Raw genomic sequence first — 20266 nt, forward strand, 5'->3', positions numbered from 1 at the left:
TGAATGGTGATGGTAATCCACAACATTTCTAGTTCCCTGGCTGATACTTTACGACAACGTAGACAAAAACTCGCCACCTTAATTGATTTCCCCGTCATTCTGTGGTCAGGTCACAACAGCCCCCGCAATTTCCCTGCTAACCCTTATCCATTTCGGGCTAGCAGTCATTTTTTGTACTTTGCTGGTGTGCCTTTACCCCATGCAGCCATTCGTCTAGAAGCGGGAAAGTTAGAACTGTTTATGGATGACCCCGAACCCAGTAGCGCACTCTGGCATGGAGAACTACCAAAACGCGAAGAAATCGCCGCCATCATTGGTGCTGACGTAGCCAAAACCATGTCAGAATTAAAACACCGAGGTAAAGACGCAGCATCAATTCCAGTGCAGAATTATCGCACTACCTTAGTACAGTCACAAATTCTACAAAGAACTGTCTCTTCACCCTATGATTTAGAAGATAGAGACCGAGAATTAGCAACAGCGATCGCAACTTTACGTCTCACCCACGATGCAGGCGCACTCACTGAACTACACCAAGCCGCCGCTATTAGTATTGAGGCGCACAAAGCCGGCATGGCGGCCACACCCCAAGCTAAACTCGAAGCCGAAGTCCGCGCCGCAATGGAAGGGGTGATCATCGCCCACAATATGACGACCGCCTATAACAGCATTGTCACAGTTCATGGTGAAGTTCTGCATAACGAAACCTATCACCACCCCTTGCAACCAGGAGATTTACTTCTCGCTGATGTCGGTGCAGAAACACCTATGGGTTGGGCTAGTGATATCACCAGGACTTGGCCAGTATCTGGTAAATTTTCTGCTACGCAACGAGATATTTATGATCTTGTCTTAGCGGCGCATGATGCTTGTATTGCCAAGATACAGCCAGGGGTAGAATATCGGGATATTCATTTATTGGCGGCGCAAGTCATCGCCGAAGGTTTAGTAAATTTAGGCATTTTACAGGGTAATCCCCAAGATTTAGTAGAGATGGATGCCCACGCCCTATTTTTCCCCCACGGTATCGGGCATTTACTGGGCTTAGATGTCCATGATATGGAAGATTTAGGGGATTTAGCCGGGTATGAAGCAGAAAGAAAAAGAAGCGATCGCTTTGGTTTAGGCTACTTACGTTTAAATCGTCCCTTAAAATCAGGAATGTTAGTCACCATTGAACCTGGTTTCTATCAAGTCCCAGCTATTTTAAATCACCCCCAACACCGAGAAAAATATCAAAACGTCGTGAATTGGGAACGTCTCTCACAATTTGCTGATGTCAGAGGTATCCGCATTGAAGATGATATTTTAGTGACATCAACAGGTGCTGAAGTCCTAACAGCCGCCTTACCCAATCAAGCCCAGGCTGTAGAAAACCTAGTCAATCAATTTTAGATTTTGGATTTTAGATTGACCACAATCATAAAGGAATACAGCTTGGGGATTTGAGATTGGCTGTCTTCTCTACTTCTCAATCAGCAATGCCGTTCCACCTACAGTGGGGCTTGTACCAAAAACAATCCAAAATTTAAAATCTAAAATTCCGAGGGTTAATCAAGCCTAAGTAATTTCAGCAATCAAATCAAATTCCTGTAAAAACAAAGAACTGCTTATTTGCGGGATGATTTTGCAGTCAAAAAATTCTTCCGTAATTACCCAACTTTAAAACTTTTGCTTAAGTACAGACAATCAAAATCTATATTTGCGAAGTTATTTAATCAAATTAGGTCACATTTAGTTTAAAAACTAGAAACACTGATTACTGAGTAGAGCCACATCCTTCATCAAAATACACAGTCTTTATAATTACTTCATGAAAACTTGAACATATCAAGATAATCCTTTAAGAAGCCATTAAAATTAATGCTAATTAATACTGAATTTTACAAAATGGCATAAAAATAAGCATTTCTTCGCAGGTTTACCCTTAGAGGCAGGAATTAAAGTCGAAAAAACAGGAAAAAGTAGGCAATAATTTCATGCCAAATAGCCTCGGATTAATATCTTTTAGCTGCTTATTATTGACAAGTTGTAGTCCTAATAGTACAGCAATAAAATCTCCTCAGATAAGTCAAATACCACACCAAAGCAGCATAAAAATATTGCCAGACAATCCATCTTCAGTTAAGGAGGGAAAAAGAAGTAGTAAAGATATTTTTACTAACAATAATGACCCCAGTTCAAATGTTGAATATTCATCACCTGAATCATTAAACAACAATCCTATTCAATTGAATAGCCACAACATTGAACAAAATAATTATCTAGCTCAAAGAGTCTCCGTTGGGACAAAAAATGGGACAGGTAATTACATGACTCTCACACCGTCTGGGAGAACTAATGATTTAGGAAATCCACTCTTTGAATTGCGTCTATACGTCAATAACCAGCCTGTCGGGAGCTTTTTGGCAGTCTCTGGACGCACCCATACACAAAATAAAAATCGCCACCGTTCCGGGACAGAAGCACCATTACCCAACGGCATCTATACAGTGGCAAAAAATTATACTCGTGGAACTATTGCAGAAGCCGGAGAACGGTTTTTACCAATAACACCTCGGTTCCGTACTGGTCGCACTGACTTGGGTATTCATGTAGACCCATCTTATAACAAGAAGAATGGGGAAGATGGTACCTCTGGATGTATTGGTCTGACTAACACAAGAGATTTAGATCAACTCTTGAACTATGTGCGAAATTATCAACCACAGTATATCAACGTCCAGATTTAGCGATCACAGTTCTGACTTCTCTAGGACTCATATTTGATTCCTTTTTATGGGCAAATGATTTCAGGAATCACAAAGGTTTGTCGTTGAGCTTTAGCCCTTGACTGAAGCGATAGATCACAACTATGAACCCCTCATCATTTAATACGTCAGACCAGTAGCATTCTACCCGATTGATTTTGACAGGTTGCAGATGTTTAGATATCCGACTTTTTAAACAAGTCGGGTATCTATGACCTATCATAATTTGTGTGGCGGACTAGTAGGAAAAACAGGTGACAATCGAAATCTACGTCAGCACGGATATTGAAGCAGATGGCCCTATTCCTGGGCCTCATTCCATGCTTAGTATTGGTTCAGCAGCTTACACCGCAGATAAGCAATTAATTGCTACCTTTTCAGCCAACCTGGAAACCTTACCAGGAGCATCAGGTCATCCCCAAACTATGAAATGGTGGTCACAACAGCCGGAAGCTTGGGCAGTCTGCCGAGTTGATCCACAGCCTCCAGCATCAGTAATGCAAGCATATCACACTTGGTTAAAAGCATTACCAGGTCAACCAATCTTTGTTGCTTATCCTGCTGCCTACGATTTTATGTTTGTTTATTGGTATTTAATCAACTTTGTAGGAGACAGTCCTTTTCAGCATTCAGCATTAGATATCCGTTCCTATGCAATGGCATTCTTGAAAAATAGCTACAGTGAATCTGGAAAGCGCAATCTCCCAACAGAGTGGTTAGAGGAAAAACCCTTAACGCATATTGCTTTAGATGATGCTATTCAACAAGGAAAGTTGTTCTGCAATCTATTGCAAAACAACCTACAGCGTGAAAGTTAATAAAACAAATTTTTAGGCTTTGAGACTATCGAGATAAGTCTTAATCGCAGGTAATGCAGTCATCTTTTCATAGAAGAAATTGTTGACGATATTCATTACCTCAGCTTGTGCTGCTTCCACTTGTGGGCCAAGGGGAACGTCTGGTTTTTGACGGCTGATACAGCGAGATAAACGCAGCAAATGGCGCACAATTTCTAATTCCTCTTCTCCTTCCAAGACCCTGATGACTGACATAATGAGTTCATCAGTCTGATCAAGAATACTTTCGATATCAAAGACAGTGGCTTTTTCTGTAGCCTCTTGGACAGTCTTGACTAGGGAGTGGACTTGATAAAGTAATGCGGCTGGCTCGTCGAACAGTTCACGCAAAAAGGCGGCTTCTTCATATTGACCGTTCAGTCGGAAGATGTTGTACAGACGTTTAGCAGCTTTACCGTAGTTGAGATGGTCTTCTCTAACGTATTTTTTGACTTCTTTTTTTAACATTGCCACATAGTCATCTAAGACATCTGTGGAAACTTGTTTGACTAGTTTAGAGAAGATGGGTGCAGATTGAGCATCTAAGTAAACTTCTTGGAAGTAGCCGTCTAGATAGCCATCTAGGGGTGTAATTGTACCGTCGGGAGCTTCCCAAGTCACATCTAAGACATTGCTGGCGTTGGACAATTGACCACGCACTTGATCTGCAACTACCCAGTCTAGCTTGCACCAACCAGGTTCTTGAGCTACAGCATCCCAAGTGATGACTAGAGGATTTCCCTGGCTATCCTTGGCTTGAATTTCTCCGGCTACAACTTCATCAGGAGACCAGGAGATTGGTGAACCTTTGTGATAGGTGTGATTATGGCGAATTACATTTTGGGAATAGCTACCAAATTTGAGTTCAATAAATTGAAAGTTAACCCCAGACATACTACTGAGTGCTTTCTCACGCATAATTCTCGCCAGAATCTCACAAGCTTCGGCTCTGGTGGGAGCAATAATATTGACTCTCTCGAAGTAATCACAGTCTCCTGGGTGAGTTTGCACTTTCGATTGTGCGGCTGAACCAGAAAGAGCCAGCGCGGTTTCCACAACACCAGGAACATCATCAAATTCGACAATTTTACCTATGGCGCGAAAGCGTTCTAACTCTTTGGGGTCGAAATCTAACATGGTGACTTTGTGACCAAATACACCAGTCTCTTCGTCAACCACAATATCACTGTCCCCTGTGGCTTCAGTGATGGACTTCATCCAACGCTCTAATTCTTGCTCATTGAGTTGTACACCCAAGCGGTTAGCAGATTCAATTACACGATTGCGCGCTTCTAGGGTCTTATCTGGGATGGTTGTCATATTCTCTATTTTGTATTGGGTAGTTGTTGTACAAGTTGCTTGTTGAAATTGTAGGTAAAAGGCCGCTTGTACCTAATGAATAAAGGTTTTTGGACTTATGCTAGTAGTCTGCCAAGAGAACTTTGCAAGGTTAATAGCAGCAAAAAAATCTCTTTCTCCCCCTGCTCCCCCTGCTCCCCCTGCTCCCCCTGCTTGCCTTAGCCTAGCAATTTTGGATTGGTGAACTACTAGGGGATACTTTAGTTCAGGGAAGCCTTTTGCAAAATGATCATCCCACGGGAGCGATCGCAAGCTGAATCCTTATCCACACAAGCTTTATACATCCGGTCTATAGGACATTTCCAAAAGCGAGTGTATCGCTTGGGATTAGTATCTGCGATCGTGATTTCTTGAGAACTAGGGTTATAGTCTGCTAACAGTGAAAAATGTCCCCCTTCTAAGTTGGGGTTATTGTGAGCAATTTTAGTATTGAAATTGAGAATATGAATATCATTGGCATCTACCACAGCCTTTTCTACAATGTCTGTGAACTTCTCCATCGTCATTGATGGATTGTCAAAATACTCCAAATTCACAGTTAGTGGTAAACTGGCATTTTCAACATATTTCACACAGGTGTCGTAGGTTTCAGCCAAGGTCATACCATCATCTAACACGGAGGCGATCGGTAGTTTCGTTACATAGAAAATATCATCAACTGTAGCTGTAAAACCTAAAGAAGTCATGGCATAAGCCAGGGCTGTAACATTACAACAACGAATCGGTTGCTGGAATTCTGCTAGTTGAATATTATCAAAGTCTTTCATGATGATTTTTTGGTTGGATGTGTTGATAACTGGTAAAATATGGATATCAGTCGGGAGTTATTTGTGGCAGAGTTTCGTTGAAATTGATTTATCCGCCAAGCAATTCCATTTTTGATAGATTACAAGTGTTGTCAAGATTTCTTACTGCCCATAAAGTGAGTTAAAGATTTGCAAATAAAGCTTTACGCACTCAAGTTTTGAAATACATAAAGCGCAGTTATTTGTCTTGATTATTGTTTGGCTATGATCAGATAATTTGCCAAATTTGTAAACAGAAAAAATCGTATTTATTTTTACTAAATGTACGAATTGACAAAATAATGGCAATAATGCTGATTCATTGAATAATGGTATATGAAGTCACAAAAAACCTTTAAATGTTCTAACTGTCCTGTGGTGTTTTGAGATTTTTCACTTAAGTGTTTTATCTGTTTTCATAATTTTTTACAAAAAAATCAATAATTTTTTTAAAGCTGGAGATTTTGCCCAAAAAATATTTTTACTTGGGTTAATTTACTCTAAAAGAATACATTCTTGAGATGTGGCAATAGAAATATGCCTTCAACCAAAAACCCGACTATTCATCGAGGAAAAAAAGAAGCGATCGCTTCGGCTGAAATTACCTAAGTTTAAATCCTCCCCTGCATCCAGGTATGTTAGCCGCAATTGCACCCCAACAGTATCGACTAAGTACCTAACTGTTGATTTGCTGTAGGCGATCGCAAAAAAACGGGCGAAATAACTCGCAGGCTAAACTTGCTTTAAGACCATGCAGATGCACTAACCCCATCTTGCACAACTGCAAACCTTGTACAACCTCGCAATCTACAGGACTTGGTTGACTGACGATTTCTGTAAACAATGGCAATAAATCGGGATAGCGTTGCAAGTTCCACCATTGCTGTTCTAGGTGGTCTACGTAGATGGTAAAGACGATATCAGAATTTTCTAACAGTTCTTCCACGCTGATTCTCTGTTGCTGTAGGTAATAAAAAGCCAACTGCAACCGATAGGGATGTCCTCCCAACAGATTCATCAGATGCTGGGTTTGTGGCGCGGTTATCTCCTGTTCGCACCGATTTGCTAGATCCTGTACCTGAGTAAATGTAAACTCAGGTAGCTCAATCACTAATCCAGTATTCAACAAAGAGGGATCAATCGAGGGAGGCATCAGAGTTTGTGTAGAATGAACCGTCACCAGTCGTAACTTCTGCCAAGGATTAGTGTTGGCGTTGCCTTGTTTGGCTTGCTCTGTCCAAGTTCGCAGAAGTTGGAGAAATTCACTAGCAATGTCGGGGTAGGTAAAAAGATGGTTGATTTCATCAAATGCAATGACTAGAAGACGATTATTCCTCGCAGGTTCTCCACGAACAAGGTTACTTAAGATCACATCCTCGAAATAATCAGTGGTATTGGATTTGCTACCCAGGGAATTATCCCAAAAATTAACAATCCCATTTGGCAAGCCTAACTGCTTACTGACCCTAGTACATAACCATTGTAGGAAGCGGTCTAGATTCTGCAAAATCTCGTCGTTAACCAGTTGTAAGTTCACACAAACAGTGCGATCGCCCAAAGAGTTAGCATAAGCCAAGATACGGGTCATGAGGGAGGTTTTGCCCATTTGCTTAGGAGCGCAGATGTTGAGCAGCGCACCAGGTTGCTGGATACCTTCGTAACAGAGGGATTCGAGAATGGGACGATCAATGTACAAGAATGAATCTAGAGGCATCAGCCCTCCTGGTGGCGTGAGCAGAAGAAGTTGCGGATTGTTTTGCAATTGCTCCATTTTGTAGATTTGGGGGGTATCGCTGCGATCATGCAGCATATTCAACGGAGAATCGCAGATTGATTTGATGGTTGAGCAGATTTCCACCGAGGACATTAAGTCAATCTCTGCAACATTGTCTTGTCCTGGTAACAGGTAAAGATAATCGTCCTTTAATAAGGTCAGATTCAAGGCATTGAAACAACGTTCCAAAGTTCGCTTATCAACTCCTACTGAGCCATTAAAGACTTTGCTAAGGGTATTAGAGGTTAAACCTGTTTTTTCACTGAGGTCTTCGAGAGTGTATCGCTTAAAGTTTTGCTCAATTTCTAACTGAGCCTTTGCCTGATTGAGTTTTTTTAAACCTTGAGCCGTCAGAATCGCACCCCGTCGGCGTAGATGACTTTTAAATTGTAATTGCATTTTAACTATCAAATAAAAATGTGCTTGGTAATAGATGAATAAATGAACAATGTTATTACTTATGCACTTGTCCAAATTATTCAGCACAGTTACAAATCTTATAAATACAATTACAAAAAAATCATGTTATCTTACTTTTTCTATGCAGGAGCATTAAAATCGCAGTTTTACATAAACTATTAAAAATTTCAAAACCAGTCGCCGCAAGAACTATAGTCCATAATTATTTTTCATTAAGCACTCCGTTATATAAAATTAGCTGAATAGTCAACTTTGTTTTCAATGTACCTTGGGGTCAGAATTATCTCTGAAGAAATTAAACAGAACATTTTTCTTAACTTGGGTGCTTTTCCAAAGTTAAGAATGAAATTCACTAATATTTACAAAGTGTTTAAACTTTTGGAAAGCTGAAAACGATATTTATAAAGTCTTTGGGTCTTTACTAGTGCTAAATAGTTAGCTTTTTTCTTAAATTTGTAAAATTTGCTGGTGTTGGTTGTAGAAATTTGGCAAGCTCAAACAATAATCTTACTGAAATGTTATAGACAGTTCAGAGATGCTTTGTTGTACTAGGTATGCGGTCAGGTATGCTCAGATTGAGCATCAATACAACAACAAACTGCAAAATTTTCATGAGAAATCTGGCAACAAAATGACATAAGCTGGAGAATTTTCTATGACAACTGAACTCAAAACTTTTATCGGTTCTCAATTTATCGGTAAACCCGTCTTAGCCGATATAGAATTTATTCCTCATCTCGAAAAAATTAATGACTTTGCAGATACCAACGGACTAAATATTTTTGTGACTAGCTCAACTCGTGCTTGGAATGTTCCTGTTGGGGGAGCAGTGTTTACTCCGGCGAAGATGTCTAATCACTTTATTGGTCATGCAATTGACATGAATATCAAAATAGGAGGAAAACTGTTTAATAGTGATGCGCTTAGTAATTTTGATTCACTACCTCCAGCAATTCAAGCGTTTATTACAGCGATTCGTAAGCATCCTGTTTTACGTTGGGGAGGAGATTTTGGTGATCCAGTACATATTGATGATGGCTTAAATATTAATATTCCTGATATTTGGAAACAAAAATTTCCCATTATTCAATCAGAATTAAATGGCTTGACACAGCCTGGAATAAGAACAGAAATTAGTCCTAGATTGCTTTTTTTAACTACTCCTCTGATGCAAGGAGATGATGTCAAAGCCATTCAAAAAAAATTAATTGAAAAGGGTTTTGATTTGGGTACAAGCGGTGCAGATGGATTCTTCGGACAGACAACAGCTAATGCTGTTATTAAATTTCAGGAAAAAGAAGATTTAGAACCCATTGATGGCATTGTTGGTGAAAAAACCAAAAAAGCACTTGGACTTTAAAATCTCTAATTTATATTACTCTAAACAGGAGAAGAAAGAAATGGCTTTTACTGCCAAAGTTATTACAACCGAAGAATGGGGTGCAATATCTGCTAGATCTTTTGAAAGAACAGTTCCTAAATTTATAGTTATTCACCATACCAACAATCAAAATCCTCCTAATGATTCTTCCAAAGGGACAGTAGAAGGAGGAAAAAAATTAGCCCGTGATATTCAGAAATTCCACATAGATGGCAACGGATGGAGCGATTCTGGACATAATTTTTTGAATACGACTGGAGGAGTTCTTCTAGAAGGAAGACATGGAACACTTAATGCAGTCAAACAAGGAATGTGCGTTCGTTCTGCCCACGCTAAACAAGATGGAAATAGACTTGCTGGTGGTAATCAATCGCCTGGAATTGAAAATGAAGGCAACTTCATGACTTTTAACATGGGACAAAAGCAGTGGGATAGTTTAGTTGAATTATGCGTTTCTTTGTGTGAATCTTGCAATATTAATCCTAAGAATATTCGAGGACATCGAGAGTTTAGTAACACAGATTGTCCAGGTGACTGGTTATTTAGTCAATTACCTCGTTTACGACAAGAAGTGGCTGATAAATTAGGTACTACTCTTGAAGATGATCAACCATTACTTAAACTAGGTTCAATCGGTCAAGATGTGATCGAACTTCAACAAAAACTCGCAGATAAAGGCTTTTCTCCTGGAAGAATAGATGGTGATTTTGGCGAAAATACAAGACAAGCTGTTATCGCTTTTCAGCGTTCTGTTGGGCTAACTGACGATGGCATTGTTGGGCCTGATACTCGCAAAGCACTAGGTTTATAGGTTTAATTCAAATGGCTTTCTCGAATTTAGTGGAAAGTGAGATGGGGAAATGTCCTGCAAACAGATCATTAATCTTCATCAAACACTATACACTTGACCACAAGATATCGAGAGAGTCATTCAGCAATGCCACAAATGTGGGTAATTAATTCTATTGAGGCACTTTAAATGACTAGGAAATTTATCGAATGTAAAGCAACCGTTTATAATCGTGGTCTTCCTCCAGATTCGTTTCTGAATGAGTTGATAGATTGGGCTAGGCAAGCTCCAGATGAAATATTTCAGGAGAATAACAATAACGATATTTATGTCAGTGTTGCTCCAGAACTCGATCCTTGGAATGGTCTTCTTCACCGTAAAGCAGTCATGCTAGAGGTACTGAGGGTACTTGGTGGTTTCGAGAGTTCATGGAATTGGAAAGAAGGAAGGGATAGCACCAATCCTAACTCTAACACCCCTTGTACGGAAGAGGCTGGAATTTTTCAATGCTCAGGTGATTCGATGGGTTTCGACCCTAGTTTGAAAAAGTTGCTTAAGGATGTTTCGGGTAAGACAGATTGCGAAACATTTATCAAAGTCTCGAAAAGTAACCACAAATTTGCTATTGAGTATTGTGCTAGACTTCTTCGATTTACCGTCAACCATAACGGGCCGGTGAAACGCAAGGAAATCAATTCTTGGTTAAAACGCGATGCTGTGAAGGAGTTTCAGGAATTTCTATCCGATTGAATGTCTGTAAGCAAGTATTAATTACTCTCAATTTTCAGTCAACGAGAAATTTTTTTTCAGAATGCGTCAGCATTAGCTTTGTGAATATGAAATTTAGCTGAGTTATTTCCCAGATTATCTAATTGAATTTTCCCATACTATTTAAAGCTACTTAATGAAAAATTCAGTTCAGTTAAAAAATTTTCTCATCTTATTGATAGCAAGTATCGTTCTCAGTGGTTGCAGTCCAGAGAGAAGAGCTGTACTTCGAATGACAGCACTGAACTTTAAAAGTCAGGCAAATGATGCAATTGAAGCTGTCAAAACTATCTATCAACTCAATCCTCTACCACGTTCAACAGTTGAACTGCGTCGAATATTGGTAAAAAGACTATTAAGCGATCGCAATATAGAATTTGATGATATAGACCAAGTATCACAAATAATTGAAAGACAACTGCGGACAAATCCTCGACCAAGTCCTGTTAATACTGTTCTCAACGATCTCAAGCAAGAATATATCGTAGCAGGCGAAACTTTTAACAACATTGAACAAGCTGGATTATTAGGCACTGAAGCAGGTGCAGTTACTAGAGCGGCTGAACCTTCTAGGCGATTAACCGTGAAAATGCTACTGCTAGCTGAACTGATTGCTCAAGATCCACCCTCACCGAGAAATCCAGATCGAGTTCTTATTCTTTCTCGCTTTCACAAACTCAGAGAGCAATTTCAGAATGCTAATTCTGAGGCTGAAAAAACAGAAATATTCAATCAAGGGGAACAACTTTTAGATGAGTTATTTAGCATTAATACACAAGAGAAAACAATGATTTGTCAAGCTAGAGCTAAACTTTTGCTGACAGCCGATACAGGAGCAAAACTTTCCCAACTCATCGAAGCCTACAAAGACTTAAGCTTTGACGAAATTGTTGCTAAAATCACCACAACTTTAGGAATAGCTTCTAGTTTTGGGTCAGATATTACTGCTGTAAATGTCAGGACTAAAGAGATTCAAACAGCAATTCAGACAGATCCAATCTTGAATGATATTTTAAACAAACAAAGACAGAATTTCCCATCTACAACTAGCAATTCTCAACTTCTCGATTGTTCATCATTAGGAGATAGTTTAAGATGATTACCACAACTAGCCTCGACCAAATTAAAGAACAGATAAAACAGATTATTAATAGCATTGAGTCGATAGCAAGTCTGTCTCCTGGTAAACCCATCGATCTACAAGTCTTTCAACAAGCACAAAAAATTCTAAAAAACATTAGTTTCAAATTAAACTTTGCACTCGCGTCAGCACAAGAGGAAGATAATTGGGAATTTGTCGATATGCTCTTTGAAGCTATTGAACAATGTGATGATGCACTCAATGCGGTGACAGCAGCAACATTGAGACAAGTTTTAATCAGTCCAGATCACGACCAAATTATTGCCGAACTGCAAAACATCAAGCGAGATATTGATGCGGCAATTCAAGCTGAGAAGGTGTTGAATTTCTTTATGAGATTGACTCGTGTAATTATTAGATTTGTGGCAGTATAAATTCCAGGAATGTATTTTTCCAATATTTACAGGTAGAAATAATAAAAATAGCGAACTAAGAAGCAAAAAAATAAGCAGAAGAAAAACTAGCAAAGAAGAGTTTTTGGTAAAGAAAAACAAGAAAACATTAAACGTGAACAAGAAATTAGATTAGGAAAGTATTTGCTACATACGTAGGGACTTTTCAAACATCCTCTCTCACATTTTGTAGACTTTTGCTGTTAGTCCGGAACTTTTAGTGATAGGGTAGCATCCCAAATGCGTAAAAACATATTTTGTCATTGCGGGCGTAATGAAATGAAGCGAAGCAATCGCAGCATTTAGACTTTGCGATTGCTTCATTTCGCTACCCTTCTCCTTCCCTGCGGGACGCTACGCGAACGGGAACACCAAGGGCGAACGCTCCATTCGCAATGACTAACTGCTAACTTAGTCAATTTGCACTCATTGGGATGCTTCATAGTGATAGTGGGAATCTGGGTTTAGCGTGAAAATTTTGGACTTGCTTGTACACAGTAGGCTCAAGTTGGGGAAAAAACTACTAAGCTGGTAAGTAGTACATTAAAATCACTAACCTCTGAATCGCACCCAAACGGTGATTCGGACATCCCCATTGGCTCAATAACTGTAACTAAGATATGTTTGACGCATTAGCTGAACGTTTAGAATCCGCCTGGAAGAAACTACGCGGTCAAGATAAAATTTCGGAATCTAATATCCAAGATGCTTTGCGGGAAGTGCGCCGCGCCCTGTTGGAAGCAGACGTTAACCTCCAGGTAGTCAAAGATTTTATTAGCGAAGTTGAAGCCAAGGCGCAGGGGGCCGAAGTCATTAGCGGTGTGCGTCCTGACCAGCAATTCATCAAAATTGTTTACGATGAGTTAGTGCAAGTGATGGGGGAAGAGAATGTTCCCCTAGCGGAAGCTGCACAAAAGCCGACTATCGTTTTAATGGCTGGTTTACAAGGTACTGGTAAAACCACAGCCACCGCTAAGTTAGCTTTACATTTACGCAAATTAGAGCGTAGTTGCTTGTTAGTAGCTACAGACGTATATCGTCCCGCCGCTATCGACCAGTTAATCACCCTGGGTAAACAAATTGATGTCCCTGTTTTTGACATGGGAAGCGATGCAGACCCCGTAGAAATTGCCCGTCAAGGGGTGGAACGCGCCAAGGCGGAAGGTGTAAACACAGTTATTATCGATACCGCAGGTCGTCTGCAAATTGACGCGGATATGATGGCGGAATTAGCCCGCATCAAAGCCACAGTCGAACCCCATGAAACTCTGTTAGTCGTGGATTCCATGACGGGTCAAGAAGCAGCAAATCTTACCCGTACCTTCCATGAACAAATCGGTATCACTGGCGCAATCCTTACCAAGATGGATGGTGATAGCCGTGGTGGGGCAGCGTTGTCAGTACGGCAAATTTCCGGCGCGCCGATTAAATTTGTGGGCGTAGGTGAAAAAGTCGAAGCCCTACAACCCTTTTACCCAGACCGTATGGCTTCCCGGATTTTGGGGATGGGTGACGTTCTCACCTTAGTAGAAAAAGCCCAAGAAGAAATCGACCTAGCAGACGCAGAAAAAATGCAGGAGAAAATCCTGTCAGCCAAGTTTGACTTTACCGATTTCGTCAAGCAACTGCGCCTGTTGAAAAATATGGGGTCATTGGGGGGAATCCTCAAGATGATTCCAGGGATGGGCAAACTTTCTGATGATCAGCTAAAACACGGCGAAACTCAGTTAAAACGCTGTGAATCCATGATCAACTCCATGACCATAGAAGAACGCCGCGACCCAGATTTACTTGCGAGTTCACCAAGTAGAAGGCGGCGAATTGCTAAAGGTTCGGGCTATGGAGAAGCCGACGTAAGTAAATTAGTGGCTGATTTCCAAAAAATGCGATCGCTCATGCAGCAAATGGGTCAAGGTAGCTTCCCAGGAATGCCCGGAATGTTCGGCGGTGGCGGTATGGGTAACGCCTTTGCTGGTATGGGCGGCGGCCGTCCCGCAGCCCCCGGTTGGCGCGGCTATAACGGCGGCGGCGCGAAGAAGAAAAAACCCAAAGATAAGAAGAAAAAAGGGTTTGGGAATCTTTAAGCTAAGGGTGTAGGGGTATGAGGGTGTAAGGGTGTAGGGGAAAATTTACCCTAATGCCCCATGCCCCATGCCCCATGCCCCATGCCCCATGCCCCATGCTCTATGCCCTGTACCCTATACCTAATTTCCTCTGAGAAATCATAGCCGTAAACCATAGACAAGTGCTAAAATTAGCATTTCAGTATGGGAAGTTATGACTTTAAACGGGTTGCTTCCTGAAATTATCCACGAATAGGAGAATGATTCTTCAACCATGATCAAATTGCGCTTGAAGCGATACGGTAAAAAGCGGGAAGCGAGCTACCGCATTGTCGCTATGAATAGTCTCTCTCGCCGCGATGGCCGTCCTTTAGAAGAACTGGGTTTCTATAACCCCAGAACAGATGAAGTGCGGTTGGATGTCCCCGGCATCGTCAAGCGACTACAGCAAGGCGCACAACCTACTGACACAGTACGTCGCATCTTACAAAAAGCCAATGTCTTTGAACAGGTCAGTGCCACAACCGCATCATAATCCTACAGCAGCAACAGCTAGCCCTAACTATGTTGGGCTAGTCAAATTTTTGATGCAGCCATTTTTAGAGTTTCCAGAGTCTTTAAGTGTTGATTGTGAAATTTCTCAAACCTTAAACCGGGTTTGGATTCGCATCGCCTTTGAAAGTACCGATAAAGGGAAAGTCTTTGGCCGGGGAGGGAGAAATATTCAGGCAATTCGCACAGTGATTGCTGCGGCGGCGCAACTGTCGCAACAAACAGTTTACCTGGATATCTATGGCAACACCAACCCTGGACGGGAAGGTTTGTCTGCTGAAGAAGATCAGCCAGAGCGATCGCCAACTCCCAGAACACGAGAACGGCGTAATTCATCAAGACCTGTTGTTAAACCCCGCTCCCGTTAGGTTAAAAATAAATAAGAAGCCTGAGCGGTTAAAAGAAAAAGGAAAAAGGAAAAAGGAAAAAGACAGTTACCGTAATGAAAATTAGGTAATTGAAATAAAATTAGGGGTTTGTAACTCTGGTGATACTACTTCTTATTTTGCCTTTTACCCTTGAACTTTTGCCTTTTTAACTCGCCTCCGCTCAGAATCTTCCAAAAAAATACAGGAAAACTCTAAAGACGAAAAAATCTTTTGAGAATTTCCTCCAAAAGTTACCACTATAGACAGTTAGTGATGCTGATACACAACTCTGATAATCTCTCTCAGGAGGTGAAACCAGGGAGTGGCTGAAGTCCGTTTAGGTGAAAATGAGTCTATTGACTCAGCAATTAGACGTTTTAAAAGAAAAATTCAAAAAGCCGGCATTTTATCGGAAGTTAAACGTCGGGAACGATACGAAAAACCCAGCTTGCGCCGTAAACGCAAAGCAGAAACAGCACGTAGAGGTGGACGCTACTAAATTAATTTAGTTGCAACCTCAAGTAAAGTAGAGATGCGATCGCGTCTCTACTGTCTAAATATCAGAATTTAATAGTAAAAATATTCATAAATTTAAACTAAATAAAACTAAAAAATGAGCCAGATTTTTAATTGTAAGATAGTATAAAAATAGACTTTACTAAAATAATAAAAAACTCACGCAATTAATCAACTGTTGTTAAAAATTGCCCCTCATACATTAAATAATAACTATGGCAGATGCCTTAATAATTCAGCTGCCTAACGTTCCCAGTGCGATCGCTTTAGCAGGTGATAGAGAAGAAAACCTAAAAATCTTAGCCAAACAAACGGGAGCTAACGTAGTCCTGCGTGGGCAAGAATTATATATTTCTGGTACAGATGCACAAAAAGAATTAGCCGCTAGATTAGTGCGATCGCTAGAAAATATCTGGATTCATGGCAATATTATCTCCAGTGCCGATATTGCAACCGCACGTCAAGCTTTAGACACCAATCGCCAAGAAGAACTGCAACAATTACAGCGAGATGTATTAGCCAAAACTCGTCGTGGCGATGAAGTTCGTGCCAAAACCTTTAAACAACGCCAGTACATTGACCAAATTCGTAAGCATGACTTAACCTTCTGTACTGGTCCTGCGGGGACAGGTAAGACTTATTTAGCTGTTGTGATTGCAGTTCAAGCACTCCTCACCAATCAAGTTGAGAAACTCATTTTAACCCGTCCGGCTGTAGAAGCTGGTGAGAGACTGGGATTTTTACCAGGAGACTTACAACAGAAAATTGACCCCTATCTGCGTCCTCTTTACGATGCCATTTATGAATTTGTTGATCAAGAAAAAGTAGCTAACCTAATTGAACGGGGAATTATTGAAGTCGCGCCATTAGCTTATATGCGGGGACGGACTCTCAACCATGCTTTTGTGATTGTGGATGAAGCCCAAAACACTACACCCGCGCAAATGAAAATGGTTTTGACTCGTTTGGGTTTCCGTTCACGTATGGTAATTACAGGCGACATCACACAAACGGATTTACCAATGAATCAACAATCAGGTTTAGCGGTAGCTTTGCAAATTTTAAAGCACGTTGAAGGGATTGCTTTTTCGGAGTTTACGCAAAAAGATGTTGTGCGTCATCCTTTAGTACAGCGCATTGTCAGCGCGTATGAAAAATATGAGCAGTAGTTATTAGTCATTAGTCATTAGTCATTAGTCAATAGTCATTAGTCATTAGTCATTAGTCATTACGGAACAGGTAACAGAGAACAGAATCTTGAATTTTGCAGGCGTAAGCTTTCTTGTAGAGTATTTTGAATTTTGAATTTTGAATTGATAGAAGAGGGTATTAAGGTGTCTAATTTAAAAGAATTTTTAGAAGCTTGTGAAAGTTTGGGAACACTGCGGTTAATTGTGACTAGTAGTGCAGCAGTTTTAGAAGCAAGGGGAAAAATAGAAAAACTCTTTTATGCAGAATTACCTAAGGGTAAATATGCCAATATGCACACAGAGGGTTTTGAATTTCATTTGAATATGGACAAAATTACACAAGTGAAATTTGAAACTGGAGAAGCAAAAAGAGGTAATTTTACAACTTATGCAATTCGCTTTTTAGATGAAAAGCAAGAACCTGCTTTGAGTATATTTTTACAGTGGGGTAAACCAGGTGAATACGAACCAGGACAAGTGGAAGCTTGGCAAGGTTTAAAAGCAAAGTATGGTGAAATATGGCATCCTGTAGCTATTGAAACTTTGTAGATAAAAAGACAGGATTTCATCAAACCTGTTGATTTTATTGTTGGCGTAATTGAGGAGATAACTTAATTTTTGTGCCATTCATTTCAATCATGCCAGATTGAGAGAGTTTATAAAAGGCGCGGGAAAGGGTTTCGGGAATTGTCCCTAGAAGTGCAGCTAATTGTCCTTTTGGTAAATCGAGTTCAACTATATCAGTGTTGCCTTGGCGATCGCTCAACATTAATAAATATTTTGTCAAGCGTTCTGGAACTTCCTGAAACGAAAGGGTATCGACTAAATGCGCTAATCGGCGTAAATGTCGGGCAAATGTTCCCAACATAGCGATCGCTAGTGTAGGATGTTGTTGCAAAACCATCAAAAATGCTGTTCTGGGGATAAATACTACTTCCGAATTTTCTAAAGCGGCGGCCGATGCGGGGAAATTTCCGCCATCGAAGGCAGGGACTTCAGCAAAGTGTTCTTCTGCACCAAAAATGTGCAGAATTTGCTCTTTACCTCCATTGGCTACTTTAAAAACTTTAATTCTGCCTGATTTGACAATAAAAAACCCTGTTCCTGTGTCTCCTTCCCAAAAAAGAGTTTCTCCTTTTTGATAAGTTTGGGGAATCGCAATATGAGCTAGTGCTTGCAATTGTTCATCTAAAATATCTTGAAAAATTGGTGTCTTGTGTAAAAATTGTTTGACTTCCAAGACACGTTCAGTCAAAGTCACGTCGCTTCGCTCCGAATTCAAAATTCAAAATTCAAAATTAAAAATTAAAAATTAAAAATTAAATACTCCACAGATAAATCTGGGAGCTTGAATTAATGTTGTTTTACTTTTTTCTTTGATCATAATGGCGAAATTGGGTGCGAAACGATAAATTTTTACACACTATGAATGCCTAGTTTTGTGAGTGCAGCGATCGCATGAAGTCTGACAAATTCATCTTCATCTTCCAGCATAGCAGTTAATAATGGCGTAGCATCTTGACAACCCAACTGACCTAAAGATAGTGCGATCGCACTTTTCACAGCAGTAATTTTAGTGGCTGGATGCTGTGTTTCCAGCATTTCCAGCAAAATTTGTGTCCCTTTAGTGATTAATTCTGGTTTTCTGACTCTGCCTAAAACTGTGACAACTTCTTGCCAGATTGTGGGTGAAGTTAGTTGATTGAGTGCTGTTTGTAAACATTCCAAACCTAATAATGTTTCTACCCAAATTAAGGCGCGGATGATTTCTAGTTGTAGAGTAATCGGTGTATGGGGTGAAATTAAAACCGTAAATAAATGTTGAGTCGCTACATCGCCACCTATTCGAGCCAAGGTGACAGCAGTGGTACAACAAACCTCAATATGAAAATCATAGAGTCGAGGCTGTAATTTAGCCACTAAATCTAATTGAGTGGCTAAATCAGCACGATAACCTAAACCTTTGACAGCCACACATCTGACACTAGCAGCAACATCTTCTAGTGCATTCAAAAGTACGGGTGGTAGACGTTCATCATGAAAACTGCTGAGGGCTTCTAAGGCGGCTTGTCTGACTGGGACTTGGGGGTCTTTAACTACACTCAATAGTGGTGTGATAGTTTCTGGCTTGCGAATATAAGCAAGCGATCGCACTGCTAAAAGTCTAGTATCTTCTTGCTTTAGAAGTTCACAAAGGTAAGGAATCGCCAAATTTCCCATTCGTCCCAGTGCTGTAGCGGCGATCGCTTGCAGTTCTTCATCCTCAGTAGTTTGTAATAATTCTACTAAAGGAGCGATCGCATCTGGGTGCTGATACTCTCCTAAAATCCGCACTGCAAACCAGCGTAATTCATCGTCTGCATCTTCATCTTCTAAGATGGCAATCAATGAGGGAATGGCGATAGTTCCCAATTGAGTCAGCACCTTGGTAATATCCCAACGTTGCTGAAAATCTCCCATCTCTAGAATTTTTAATGCTAATTCCAACAGATGTTCTGGATTTAGTGTCTCTGAATGTTTTGAGTCATTAACCAAAATCAATTGTTGTAAATCTTGAATTAGCGATGACCAATCAGCCTCATTATGCGCTGTCTGCGCTTGCACCAAAAGCTGCCCGATATTATTCACAAAACCTTGCTTGAATTCTTAAATTGGGGATTGGGGATTGGGGATTGGGAACTGGGGATTGGGAAAATTCTACCTTGTCTACCGTGTCTCCCCTGCTCCCTGCCCCCTTGCTTCTACTAACTGGGCTTAACTACGACCGAATCACCCTCTATCTTGGCGGCGTAAGTTTTGAGTGGTTTCGTAGCTGGAGCTTTTTGTACTGTACCATCAACACCATATTCTGCACCATGACAAGGGCAGACAAATTTTTTGGTGGCATCTTTCCATTCCACAATACAACCTTTATGGGTACAGGTGGGATTGACAGCCACTAAATTAGCTGATTTTGATGTCCCCACCACTAAAACAGAACCAATAGGTAAGTTTTCCTTGAGTAATTTCCCAGCCTTATCTAAGTCTGCAACAGTACCAACTGTTTGCCATTCGCCTGATGCGGTTGTTTGATTAGTACAAGCTGCGATCGCTACAGGTAAGCTACTAGCTAACAAACCCAAACCAACCCAATTCACAAAATCACGACGTTTCATAATTTTTAGTCAATAGTCATTAGTCA

The 20266-nt window shown here is 40.5% G+C and carries 20 protein-coding genes; 14 read left to right on the top strand and 6 right to left on the bottom strand.

Translation table 11 applies throughout. The features are described from left to right. The first annotated feature begins 9 nt into the window (after positions 1-9). The 3 genes from CV014_RS07280 to CV014_RS07290 all read left to right on the top strand — a co-directional run bounded on the left by CV014_RS07280 (position 10) and on the right by CV014_RS07290 (position 3568). Positions 10-1395: an aminopeptidase P family protein gene (locus CV014_RS07280; protein ID WP_236141440.1), complete on the top strand. Its 1386-nt coding sequence runs from the start codon at positions 10-12 to the stop codon at positions 1393-1395. Positions 1396-2102: 707 nt separating this feature from the next. Next, positions 2103-2732: a L,D-transpeptidase gene (locus tag CV014_RS07285; protein ID WP_236141417.1), complete on the top strand. Its 630-nt coding sequence runs from the start codon at positions 2103-2105 to the stop codon at positions 2730-2732. Positions 2733-3004: 272 nt separating this feature from the next. Continuing rightward, the gene (locus CV014_RS07290) at positions 3005-3568 is read left to right on the top strand and encodes a 3'-5' exoribonuclease domain-containing protein (protein WP_236141418.1); all 564 of its coding nucleotides are present in this window, start codon (positions 3005-3007) and stop codon (positions 3566-3568) included. A gap of 12 nt (positions 3569-3580) precedes the next feature. Here the strand turns inward: CV014_RS07290 and CV014_RS07295 are convergent, their stop codons facing one another. From CV014_RS07295 to CV014_RS07305, 3 genes are all read right to left on the bottom strand, one after another. Then, entirely contained in the window at positions 3581-4906 is a 1326-nt protein-coding gene (locus CV014_RS07295) for a hypothetical protein (protein ID WP_236141419.1), read from the bottom strand. Positions 4907-5145: 239 nt separating this feature from the next. Continuing rightward, positions 5146-5712, bottom strand: a complete 567-nt coding sequence (locus CV014_RS07300; protein ID WP_236141420.1) for a phytochelatin synthase family protein — start codon at positions 5710-5712, stop codon at positions 5146-5148. Between the two features lie 694 nt (positions 5713-6406). After that, complete coding sequence (locus tag CV014_RS07305) at positions 6407-7903, bottom strand: AAA-like domain-containing protein (protein WP_236141421.1); 1497 nt, start codon at positions 7901-7903, stop codon at positions 6407-6409. Between the two features lie 676 nt (positions 7904-8579). On the opposite strand from CV014_RS07305, the gene CV014_RS07310 reads away from it, so the two are divergent. The 11 genes from CV014_RS07310 to CV014_RS07360 all read left to right on the top strand — a co-directional run bounded on the left by CV014_RS07310 (position 8580) and on the right by CV014_RS07360 (position 17634). Further along, entirely contained in the window at positions 8580-9284 is a 705-nt protein-coding gene (locus CV014_RS07310; protein ID WP_236141422.1) for a peptidoglycan-binding protein, read from the top strand. Between the two features lie 40 nt (positions 9285-9324). Then, a complete protein-coding gene (locus CV014_RS07315) occupies positions 9325-10116 on the top strand; it encodes a peptidoglycan recognition protein family protein (protein WP_236141423.1) in 792 nt (263 codons plus the stop codon). Positions 10117-10284: 168 nt separating this feature from the next. Continuing rightward, entirely contained in the window at positions 10285-10845 is a 561-nt protein-coding gene (locus tag CV014_RS07320) for a hypothetical protein (protein ID WP_236141424.1), read from the top strand. Between the two features lie 250 nt (positions 10846-11095). Next, positions 11096-11962, top strand: a complete 867-nt coding sequence (locus tag CV014_RS07325) for a hypothetical protein (protein ID WP_236141425.1) — start codon at positions 11096-11098, stop codon at positions 11960-11962. Beyond that, positions 11959-12378: a hypothetical protein gene (locus CV014_RS07330; protein ID WP_236141426.1), complete on the top strand. Its 420-nt coding sequence runs from the start codon at positions 11959-11961 to the stop codon at positions 12376-12378. Before CV014_RS07325 ends, CV014_RS07330 begins: the two co-directional genes overlap by 4 nt. 638 nt (positions 12379-13016) lie before the next feature. Beyond that, entirely contained in the window at positions 13017-14480 is a 1464-nt protein-coding gene (ffh, locus tag CV014_RS07335; RefSeq protein ID WP_236141427.1) for a signal recognition particle protein, read from the top strand. A 253-nt stretch (positions 14481-14733) separates the two neighbouring features. Beyond that, entirely contained in the window at positions 14734-14994 is a 261-nt protein-coding gene (gene rpsP / locus CV014_RS07340; protein ID WP_041555828.1) for a 30S ribosomal protein S16, read from the top strand. Then, a complete protein-coding gene (locus tag CV014_RS07345; RefSeq protein WP_236141428.1) occupies positions 14957-15379 on the top strand; it encodes a KH domain-containing protein in 423 nt (140 codons plus the stop codon). Before rpsP ends, CV014_RS07345 begins: the two co-directional genes overlap by 38 nt. A 322-nt stretch (positions 15380-15701) precedes the next feature. Beyond that, entirely contained in the window at positions 15702-15878 is a 177-nt protein-coding gene (gene rpsU / locus CV014_RS07350; RefSeq protein ID WP_103136576.1) for a 30S ribosomal protein S21, read from the top strand. Between the two features lie 232 nt (positions 15879-16110). Then, positions 16111-17064 carry a PhoH family protein gene (locus CV014_RS07355; RefSeq protein WP_236141429.1) on the top strand — a complete coding sequence of 318 codons (954 nt, stop codon included), beginning with the start codon at positions 16111-16113 and terminating at the stop codon, positions 17062-17064. Positions 17065-17229: 165 nt separating this feature from the next. Continuing rightward, positions 17230-17634 (top strand): ChuX/HutX family heme-like substrate-binding protein, encoded by a 405-nt coding sequence (locus CV014_RS07360; RefSeq protein WP_236141430.1) that lies wholly within the window; start codon positions 17230-17232, stop codon positions 17632-17634. A gap of 34 nt (positions 17635-17668) precedes the next feature. On the opposite strand, the gene CV014_RS07365 is transcribed toward CV014_RS07360, so the two are convergent. From CV014_RS07365 to CV014_RS07375, 3 genes are all read right to left on the bottom strand, one after another. Beyond that, the gene (locus CV014_RS07365) at positions 17669-18346 is read right to left on the bottom strand and encodes a Crp/Fnr family transcriptional regulator (protein ID WP_236141431.1); all 678 of its coding nucleotides are present in this window, start codon (positions 18344-18346) and stop codon (positions 17669-17671) included. Between the two features lie 155 nt (positions 18347-18501). Then, positions 18502-19713: a HEAT repeat domain-containing protein gene (locus CV014_RS07370; protein ID WP_236141432.1), complete on the bottom strand. Its 1212-nt coding sequence runs from the start codon at positions 19711-19713 to the stop codon at positions 18502-18504. A 116-nt stretch (positions 19714-19829) separates the two neighbouring features. Then, complete coding sequence (locus CV014_RS07375) at positions 19830-20240, bottom strand: QcrA and Rieske domain-containing protein (RefSeq protein WP_236141433.1); 411 nt, start codon at positions 20238-20240, stop codon at positions 19830-19832. Positions 20241-20266: the final 26 nt, after the last annotated feature.

The sequence above is a fragment of the Nostoc sp. CMAA1605 genome (assembly GCF_021596505.1).
In the GTDB taxonomy this organism is placed as follows: domain Bacteria; phylum Cyanobacteriota; class Cyanobacteriia; order Cyanobacteriales; family Nostocaceae; genus Trichormus.

What these genes read in the sequence shown, in the direction of transcription:
- CV014_RS07280 (WP_236141440.1), top strand. Translation starts at nt 10, where the DNA reads ATGGTAATCCACAACATTTCTAGTTCCCTGGCTGATACTTTACGACAA.
- CV014_RS07295 (WP_236141419.1), bottom strand. Translation starts at nt 4,906, where the DNA reads ATGACAACCATCCCAGATAAGACCCTAGAAGCGCGCAATCGTGTAATT.
- CV014_RS07300 (WP_236141420.1), bottom strand. Translation starts at nt 5,712, where the DNA reads ATGAAAGACTTTGATAATATTCAACTAGCAGAATTCCAGCAACCGATT.
- CV014_RS07305 (WP_236141421.1), bottom strand. Translation starts at nt 7,903, where the DNA reads ATGCAATTACAATTTAAAAGTCATCTACGCCGACGGGGTGCGATTCTG.
- CV014_RS07310 (WP_236141422.1), top strand. Translation starts at nt 8,580, where the DNA reads ATGACAACTGAACTCAAAACTTTTATCGGTTCTCAATTTATCGGTAAA.
- CV014_RS07315 (WP_236141423.1), top strand. Translation starts at nt 9,325, where the DNA reads ATGGCTTTTACTGCCAAAGTTATTACAACCGAAGAATGGGGTGCAATA.
- CV014_RS07320 (WP_236141424.1), top strand. Translation starts at nt 10,285, where the DNA reads ATGACTAGGAAATTTATCGAATGTAAAGCAACCGTTTATAATCGTGGT.
- CV014_RS07325 (WP_236141425.1), top strand. Translation starts at nt 11,096, where the DNA reads ATGACAGCACTGAACTTTAAAAGTCAGGCAAATGATGCAATTGAAGCT.
- CV014_RS07330 (WP_236141426.1), top strand. Translation starts at nt 11,959, where the DNA reads ATGATTACCACAACTAGCCTCGACCAAATTAAAGAACAGATAAAACAG.
- ffh (WP_236141427.1), top strand. Translation starts at nt 13,017, where the DNA reads ATGTTTGACGCATTAGCTGAACGTTTAGAATCCGCCTGGAAGAAACTA.
- rpsP (WP_041555828.1), top strand. Translation starts at nt 14,734, where the DNA reads ATGATCAAATTGCGCTTGAAGCGATACGGTAAAAAGCGGGAAGCGAGC.
- CV014_RS07345 (WP_236141428.1), top strand. Translation starts at nt 14,957, where the DNA reads ATGTCTTTGAACAGGTCAGTGCCACAACCGCATCATAATCCTACAGCA.
- CV014_RS07355 (WP_236141429.1), top strand. Translation starts at nt 16,111, where the DNA reads ATGGCAGATGCCTTAATAATTCAGCTGCCTAACGTTCCCAGTGCGATC.
- CV014_RS07375 (WP_236141433.1), bottom strand. Translation starts at nt 20,240, where the DNA reads ATGAAACGTCGTGATTTTGTGAATTGGGTTGGTTTGGGTTTGTTAGCT.